Genomic DNA, 8,194 nt, shown 5'->3' on the forward strand with positions numbered 1-8,194 from the left:
AACTATTCCGTTTAGATTATAAATCTAACAGTTATTCCTCTAAATTTTTCATTTTCATCAAAAGTGAATAAGACCCTTTTACAACAATATTTAAGTCATTTAAATCTTGATTCGAATCAAGTACTACATATCCATTTTCTGATGTTCCGGTTGTAACTTCTTTCATTTCAAAGAGCTTGTTTCCCCTGTCAATAAAGATATAATTCTTGTTTTCATAATTTACAATAGCTTCTGAAAGCAACACATTTGATTGCTGGCTGTTTAATTCAATTTCGGCATTCATATACATTCCAGGCAATAGTGTTTTATCGTATTTAGTAAAATGGCAATGCATTTCTGTGCTTTTGTTTTCTGAAAAATCTTTTCCGATAAGAATGATTTTGCCATAATGTTTTTTCTCTGGATCAGTGTTCGTGTAAGCAACTACAGATTGACCGATAACCATTTTATTAATATCTTTTTCGAATACGGTTAGTGCTAAATGAATATCGGAAGGATTTACAATTTCAAACAATATATCACTTGGAGTTACATATTTTCCAATATTGACGTTTACTTTAGACACATAACCGCTTATTGGTGAATACACATTAATACTTTTTGAAATGGTTTTTGTCGATACTTTATTTGGATTTATCCCCGCGAATTTTAATTTCTCTCCATACGATTGCACCATTACCGATAGTGAATTGTATTCTGATTGTGCAAGTTGATATACTTTATCGCTGCTAGCTTTGCTCCTATTGAGCTCTTTTTGTCTTTCGAATTCGGATTTAGCGTATCCAATTTTTGCTTTTGCCAAAAGGTAATCTTCCTGCAATTGAATGTATTGTTGGTCTTCAACAACGCATAAAACTTGTCCTTTGGTCACATACATTCCCTCTAAAAGTTTAGTGTATTTTAAATATCCTCCCATTGGAACACTTATAGACACTAAATTTTGAGGCGGAACATCTATTTTTCCATTTAATTTTAACAGTGATGAAATCTGTTTTTGCTCGATTTTCCCTGTTTCAATACCAGCATTTTTTATTTGTGCATCAGTAAGTGTTGTTGTGTTTTCAATAGCAGGAGAAGCTTCTCCCGACGCTTCGGGATCGTTTTCTGTTTTTTTATTACCACACGAGTACAGAAAAAACAACCCTATTAAAGTAATGACTGTATTTTTCATTTATTTTGATATTAAATTTTCTAATTTAAGAATTGTTTCATTGAATTTTCTAACTGTTTCAATGTAGTTGCTTTGAATTTCTGTATTTTGATTGATCAGCATTACCCATTCTAAATAATTGATGTCACCATTGATGAATTTATCATTAGCGGCTTTAGTTACCAAATCTACATTCTTTAACGCCTTACTTTCGAAATAAGCAATAGTTTCTTCGTGTTTTTTCGCTTCTTGAATGAATTCGTTATACTGACTTTGTAACTTTATTTTTTCATTAGTCAAATTATTTTCTGCAATTTGACTGTTGATTTCTAATGCTTTTTGTCTGTTTTTAATGTTTGAATTGAAAAGCGGTAGCGCCACTCCAAATTGTCCGTATACACCATTATAGCCGTCTTGAAAAGACGTTTGTGTTTTGAATGTCTGCCAGTAAACACCGCCTATTAATTCGGGTAATTTTTTTGATTTTTCAAGTGAAATTTGCGCTTTGTTACTATTTACTTCTTGCTCAAATAATTTTACACTGGGTTGATTGTCGGTAGCATTTTTTTCTAAATTTTCATCAAAATCCATTTTGAATGTATCTGAAACCGGGATAAAGTCTTTATCGGTGTTCAGGACATATTTGAAATGCAATTGTTTCATTTTATAATCACTTTGTAATTCTAGAAGTTGCATTTTTATTTGCCCTGATTGATTTTCGGCAGTTGCTTTTTCTAATATATTGCTTTCTCCTTTCTCAAAACGAAGCGTTGATTTTCTTAAAAATTCAGAATAAATACTATCACTTTTTTGTAATAATTTTTCTTTTTCTTTGAGATAAATCATTTCATAAAACAGTGTAGTTACTTGTCTACTTAATTCTTTTTTCTGTAAAGCTTCGTTCCATTTGCCCGTTTTGGCTTCTTCAATTAGCAGTTGTTTCTGCCTTTTGTAAACTGTTGGGAACTTAATTGTTTGCGAAACACCAATTTTTATATCATTAACATTACTGTTAAACTGACCGTACTCGCCAATAATTCCTGTATTGGAAATATCGTAGCCCGTTTTAGTCATCTGTAGCAAATATTCAGAATTTAGTTTTGCATTTTTAATTTTTATATTGTTTGAAATAGCAGTTTCAATGGCTTTCTCAATTGAAATTTTTTCCTGAGCATCTGCGTTTTGAAAAGAAAAAAACAGTCCCAATACAAATATTGTTGTAATTGATTTCATCTTTTTCGGTTTTAATTGAATTCCTTTTTCAAACATGATATATAAAATTGGTAAAACAAATAAGGTTAAGAAGGTGGCCACCAATAATCCTCCAATCACAACAGTTGCCAATGGTTTTTGTACTTCGGCACCAGATCCGTTGCTTAATGCCATCGGTAAAAATCCTAATGAGGCAACAAATGCGGTCATTAAAACTGGGCGTAAACGTACTTTAGTCCCTTGTAAAACAATCGCTTTTAAATTGGTTTCGCCTGATTTCCGAATACTATTAAATTCTGCAATTAATACCAAACCATTAAGAACTGCTACACCAAATAAGGCTATAAAACCAACTCCGGCACTGATGCTAAAAGGCATTCCTCGCAACGCTAAAAAGAAAATACCTCCAATTGCCGAAAGTGGAATTGCAGAATAAATCAATAGTCCTTGTTTTACGGAATTGAATGCAAAATATAGCAAAAGAAATATTAATAATAAGGAAACCGGAACAGCTATCATCAAACGGTTTTTGGCTTCGTTTAAGTTTTCAAAAGCACCACCATAAGTTGGATAGTAGCCCGCAGGAAATTTAATTTTAGCTTCTACTTTTCCTTGTAATTCTTTTACAATACTTTGTACATCTCTGCCACGAACATTAAAACCAACCACAATTCTACGTTTGGCGTCTTCTCTTTGTATTTGATTCGGACCTTCAGTAATTTCAACTTTTGCCAATTGGGATAGCGGAATTTGCAAACCATTTGGTGTTGGAATTAATAAATTTTGAACATCAGCCAAATCCTGACGTTTTTCGCCCTCTAAACGAACCACTAAATCAAATCGTTTTTCGCCTTCGTAGACGACACCGGTGCTTTGTCCTGCAAATGCAGTGTTTACTATTCGATTAATATCCTGAATATTCAATCCGTATTGCGCAATAGCCGCTCGATTGTAGTCAATTACTACTTGAGGCATTCCAGTAACAGTTTCTATATAAAGGTCAGATGTTCCTTCTACAGTATTTACAATTTTACCTAATTTATTGGCGTATAAAGCCAGTGTATCTAAATTTTCTCCAAATATTTTACACACTACATCTTGTCTTGCGCCAGTCATTAACTCATTAAAACGCATTTGTACCGGATATTGAAAACCGTAAGAAACACCGGGAACGGCTTCTAGTTCTTTTGCCATTTTTTCTGATAATTCATCAAAAGTTTTGGCAGATGTCCATTCGCTTTTGTCCTTTAAAATGATCATCATATCGCTGGCATCTATAGGCATTGGATCTGTAGGTACTTCGCTGCTTCCTGTTTTGCCTACAATTTTCTCTACTTCGGGAAATTTTTCTAGTAGTATTTTTGCCCCTTGGGAAATGGCTGTCATAGAAGTTTGCAAATTACTTCCTGGTAAAACCCTTGTTTCTACAGCAAAATCGCCTTCTTCTAATGATGGCATAAATTCACCGCCCATAAACGAAAGTGTAATCAGTGCTAAAACAAATAATCCCAAAGTTGCAGCAATAATTGTTCGTGGAATTCCCAATGCTTTATTTAAAAGAGGTTGGTAGAAATTTTCTAATTTCTCCATCATTCTATCTGAAAAAGTTTTTTTATGCGTTATGTTTTTATTCAAAAATAAAGCAGTCATCATGGGAACATAAGTCAGCGACAATATAAAAGCACCAAATAATGCAAATGCAATGGTTTGTGCCATTGGCAAAAACATTTTTCCTTCAATACCACGCAAAGTAAAAATTGGAATATATACAATCAAGATAATCAACTCTCCAAATACGGAAACATTACGCATTTTTATTGACGTTTCTAATACGGTATTATCCATTTCTTGCTCTGTAATTTGAGACGTTTTCCTGCTGTGTAAACTAAACAAACAGGCTTCTACAATAATTACGGCTCCATCTACAATTAATCCAAAATCTAGTGCACCCAAACTCATTAAATTACCGCTAACACCAAACATATTCATCAATATGACTGCTATTAGCATCGCTAAAGGAATAACTGAGGCAACGATTAATCCGGCTCGCAGGTTCCCCAAAAAGAAGATTAAAACAAAAAGTACAATTAATGCTCCTTCCAATAAGTTTTTTTCTACTGTTGAAATAGAATTATTCACCATTTTGGTTCGGTCTAAAAATGGTTCAACAATAACGCCTTCAGGTAAGGTTTTCTGGATTTGCTCAATACGTTCTTTAATTTTTTTGATAACCACATTACTGTTGGCTCCCTTTAACATCATCACAACTGCGCCTGAAACTTCACCAGATTGCACTCCTTTTTTATTAAAAGTCATTGCTCCGTAGCGAATAGCATTCCCAATTCGAACATCAGCTACATCCCTAATAAATAAAGGACCTCCGCTACTGGTGTTCTTAATAGAAATGTCTTTTATATTTTCGATAGTATTAATCAATCCTTCACTTCGGATGTATAACACTTTAGGACCTTTTTCGATATAAGCACCGCCCGTATTTTGATTGTTTTTTTCTAATGCTGTAAATACATCCGTAATTGAAATATTATACGATTGCAATTTATTAGGGTCAATGGCAATTTCAAATTGTTTCAATTTCCCACCGAAACTGCTAACCTCTGCAACACCTTCAACACTTAATAATTGACGGCGAACAATCCAATCCTGAATGGTTCTCAATTCGGTTACATCGTATTTTTTCTCGTAACCTGGTTTGGTTCGAACAGCATACTGGTATATTTCACCTAGTCCAGTCGTTACTGGTGCAAGAAATGGATCGCCAATACCTTTGGGGATTTGGTCTTTAACCGCACTTAATCGTTCTGTTACTTGCTGTCTTGCCCAATAGACATCAGTAGCATCATTAAAAACAATCGTTACCACTGATAAGCCAAAACGAGAAAAACTACGGATTTCTTTCAGTCCGGGAATATTACTGTTGGCTTGTTCTATTGGAAATGTAATCAGTCGTTCAATATCAGTGGCACCTAAAGAGGGTGCTGATGTGATAATTTGAACTTGATTATCCGTAATGTCAGGAACCGCATCGATAGGTAATTGGGTAAATTGATAACTCCCATATCCTATCAGGGCTATAATAAAAAGACCAACGATAAGTTTATTTTTTATTGAGAATTCTATGATTTTATTCAGCATAATTTTAGAATTAATGAATGTTCACTACTTATATTGAATACTGGCCTTTTAATTTTATCGTAACTGTAATAGCCACATTTTCATTATTCCTAAAAAACCAACCGTGTTTTCCTTCATACGGAGCATAAAATGTACCAACCATATTATTAGAATAGGCAAGCGTGTAGCTTTCAAAATAGACATCATTAACTGCTTTTACTTGTTTTACTTCGCCATGAAAATCAAAATAAACGATTCCTTTATTAGTCGTCCATTCGTATTTCATTTTTCCATACTTCAGCATATAGATTTTGTATTCGATTCCTTTTCCTGCCGGAACAACAACCTCAATAGTGTCTTCTCTTTCTGCATATTGTTTTTCCGGTGCGGGGTTATCTGCCTCGATTGGTCGCTGTACTTCTGGTCCGGAACCTGCTTTTTCCATTTTTATTAAAGGAAAAACCTTTTGAGTTGTTGTTTCCTGTTGATTCTCTTTATCTGAAACATGAAGTTTGCTGAACCCGAACAATTTGCCTGTTCCTATTGGATCTATTCCATATTCTGCAGGTAAAACTGCACTTACTAAAATTACTACAGCAAGCAGTAAAGCGAAGATAACGGCTTTTGCAATGTGTTTTTTACTTACTGTTTGATGATTTATTTCTGACATTTTTTAATTTTTAAGATGTAAAATAACCTGTTAGCTGATATCCTATTAATACAAATCCGGCAGCCATAAGCAACGTATTTGTTACTGTTGAAAATTTCATAAAGCTGGAATGTCTGCGCCAAAGAGTGATAACGATTAGCACAAAAGTTAATGCTATGAACTGACCTATTTCGACACCAATATTGAACCCAAGCAGATTGGTAAACAATCCTTCTTTTCCAAATTTGAAATCTTGCAATTTGCTGGCAAGACCGAAACCATGAAACAATCCGAAAATCAAAACGGCAGCTTTTGTATTGGGTTGCGTTCCGAAAAATCTTTTGAAACCACCTAAATTATCAAAACCTTTATACACTATTGACAAAGCAATAATGGCGTCAATTAAATATGAATTGATTGATATAGTACTCATAACACCAAATAACAATGTTGCGCTATGACCAATTGTGAAGAAACTTACATAAAGCACCACTTCTTTAGGACGATAGAGGAAAAAGATAACACCAACTAAAAAAAGTAAATGATCGTAACCCGTAAGCATGTGTTTTGCGCCAATATAGAGAAAAGGGCCAAATGCAACCCCGTCATTTCCTGACAAAAAAGTTTGTGTGTTTTCATCGACACCATGAGCAAAAACACCTGTGATGCCAATAAAAAAAAGTAAAACAAGAAATATTGTTTTTTTTGAATTCATTTTTATTTTCCTTTTAAAAAACTACTTCTCCCCTAAAATTTTTAGAAGAGAAGTAGTCTGTTGAATTATATTAATGTGTGTGTCCATGAGCCGCATCAATTTTGTCTTGCTCCACTTTATTAATACTATCCGTAATTACTTGATTGGAGCTATCTAGGACCACTTGAACCTGTTCTGTGGTTTCCGTAGATTGAACTTCTACATTTTCAGTTTCGTTGTTTGCTTTTTTGTTGCAAGAAGCTAACATTCCGATTGCGATAGTAGCTATGATTAAATTTTTTTTCATAATTATAATTTAAATGGGGTTTATAAAAAATAATAAAATTGAATTAATGTCGGTGGCCATGATTAATATCTTGTTCAGAAACTCGGCTGTTTCTAAATTTAGAAGAGATTGTTTTTCCATTTACAACTAATTTGATCGTACAATAAGCATATATATTTGCTTTAGGAACATAGACAAATAAAGAATTGTTAGTGTCCAAAGAAACTGGATTCGTTGCTTTTGTTTTATTGAAAAATTCAAAAACCGCCGAGCCGGTAACTTTTTTATTTGAAACCGTTTTTCCTTTCGCATCCAATATATAAAAACTAATAGTATTTTCTCTTTCGACCATTTCTATTTTGTAGTCTCCTGAATTTTGTATTATTCCACCATGTGGTGTTTTGATAGTATTAGTATTTACTTGTGCATGTGAAATTGTTGTAGCTGAAATAGATAATACTATTGTAAACGCTATTGAAAGCAATAATTTTTTCATTGATTTTGTTTTTAGAAAGTAGTATATAAAAAATTAACTTATAGCCCAAAAAAGGCAATAAGTATCCTATTATTCAAAGATTGAATAGTTTAGATAAAAGGTGTGGGCGGACCACGAAATTGTAATGAATGTAAATGAGGAGAAATAAAAATAAGTGGTTCTTTATTCCGAACAACTTCATTTCTGTAATAATATCCTATCGAATTTGTAAAAACTGATGTTTTATGTACTATGAAAAATTGATTAGGAACTTCTTTAAGAATTTTGACAACCTCGACCAATTGACTAATTGAAAAAGTATCTGAATTGTGGTTTAAATGAGCAAATAATAATGATAAACGACTATCATCCGAGTGCTCTTCATGATGATGATGGTGTTTCCCATCGTGGTGATGTTCTTTTATATGGGTATGCGGAAATAAGCTATGTCCTAATTGAAGGAAACAAGCTAAAAAAAGAAATAATATGTAAATTGATTTCTTATTCATTTTTACAAAAGTAAGTATTTTTTTTTTAAAGAAAATCACTGCTATCCGAAAGTCTAAAATAAAAAGAGCCTTAGAATCCCGTATTTT

General features: G+C 33.1%; 6 protein-coding genes and 1 pseudogene. All 7 read right to left on the reverse strand.

What is annotated here, in order from left to right; translation table 11 throughout:
- Positions 1-31: 31 nt before the first annotated feature.
- On the reverse strand, positions 32-1,171 hold the full coding sequence (locus tag AC061C_RS12705; protein ID WP_478291475.1) for an efflux RND transporter periplasmic adaptor subunit: 1,140 nt from the start codon (positions 1,169-1,171) through the stop codon (positions 32-34).
- Entirely contained in the window at positions 1,172-5,515 is a 4,344-nt protein-coding gene (locus tag AC061C_RS12710) for a CusA/CzcA family heavy metal efflux RND transporter (protein WP_478291476.1), read from the reverse strand. It lies immediately after the preceding gene.
- 28 nt (positions 5,516-5,543) lie between these two features.
- A complete protein-coding gene (locus AC061C_RS12715; protein WP_478291477.1) occupies positions 5,544-6,164 on the reverse strand; it encodes a hypothetical protein in 621 nt (206 codons plus the stop codon).
- Between the two features lie 10 nt (positions 6,165-6,174).
- A complete protein-coding gene (locus AC061C_RS12720) occupies positions 6,175-6,858 on the reverse strand; it encodes a HupE/UreJ family protein (protein WP_478291478.1) in 684 nt (227 codons plus the stop codon).
- A gap of 70 nt (positions 6,859-6,928) precedes the next feature.
- Positions 6,929-7,144, reverse strand: coding sequence for a hypothetical protein (locus tag AC061C_RS12725; RefSeq protein WP_478291479.1), 216 nt, complete (start codon positions 7,142-7,144; stop codon positions 6,929-6,931).
- Between the two features lie 43 nt (positions 7,145-7,187).
- Entirely contained in the window at positions 7,188-7,619 is a 432-nt protein-coding gene (locus AC061C_RS12730; protein ID WP_478291480.1) for a hypothetical protein, read from the reverse strand.
- An 89-nt stretch (positions 7,620-7,708) separates the two neighbouring features.
- Positions 7,709-8,194, reverse strand: a pseudogene (locus AC061C_RS12735) (hypothetical protein); the annotation flags it as partial.

It is taken from the genome of Flavobacterium sp. GNP010 (assembly GCF_056428945.1).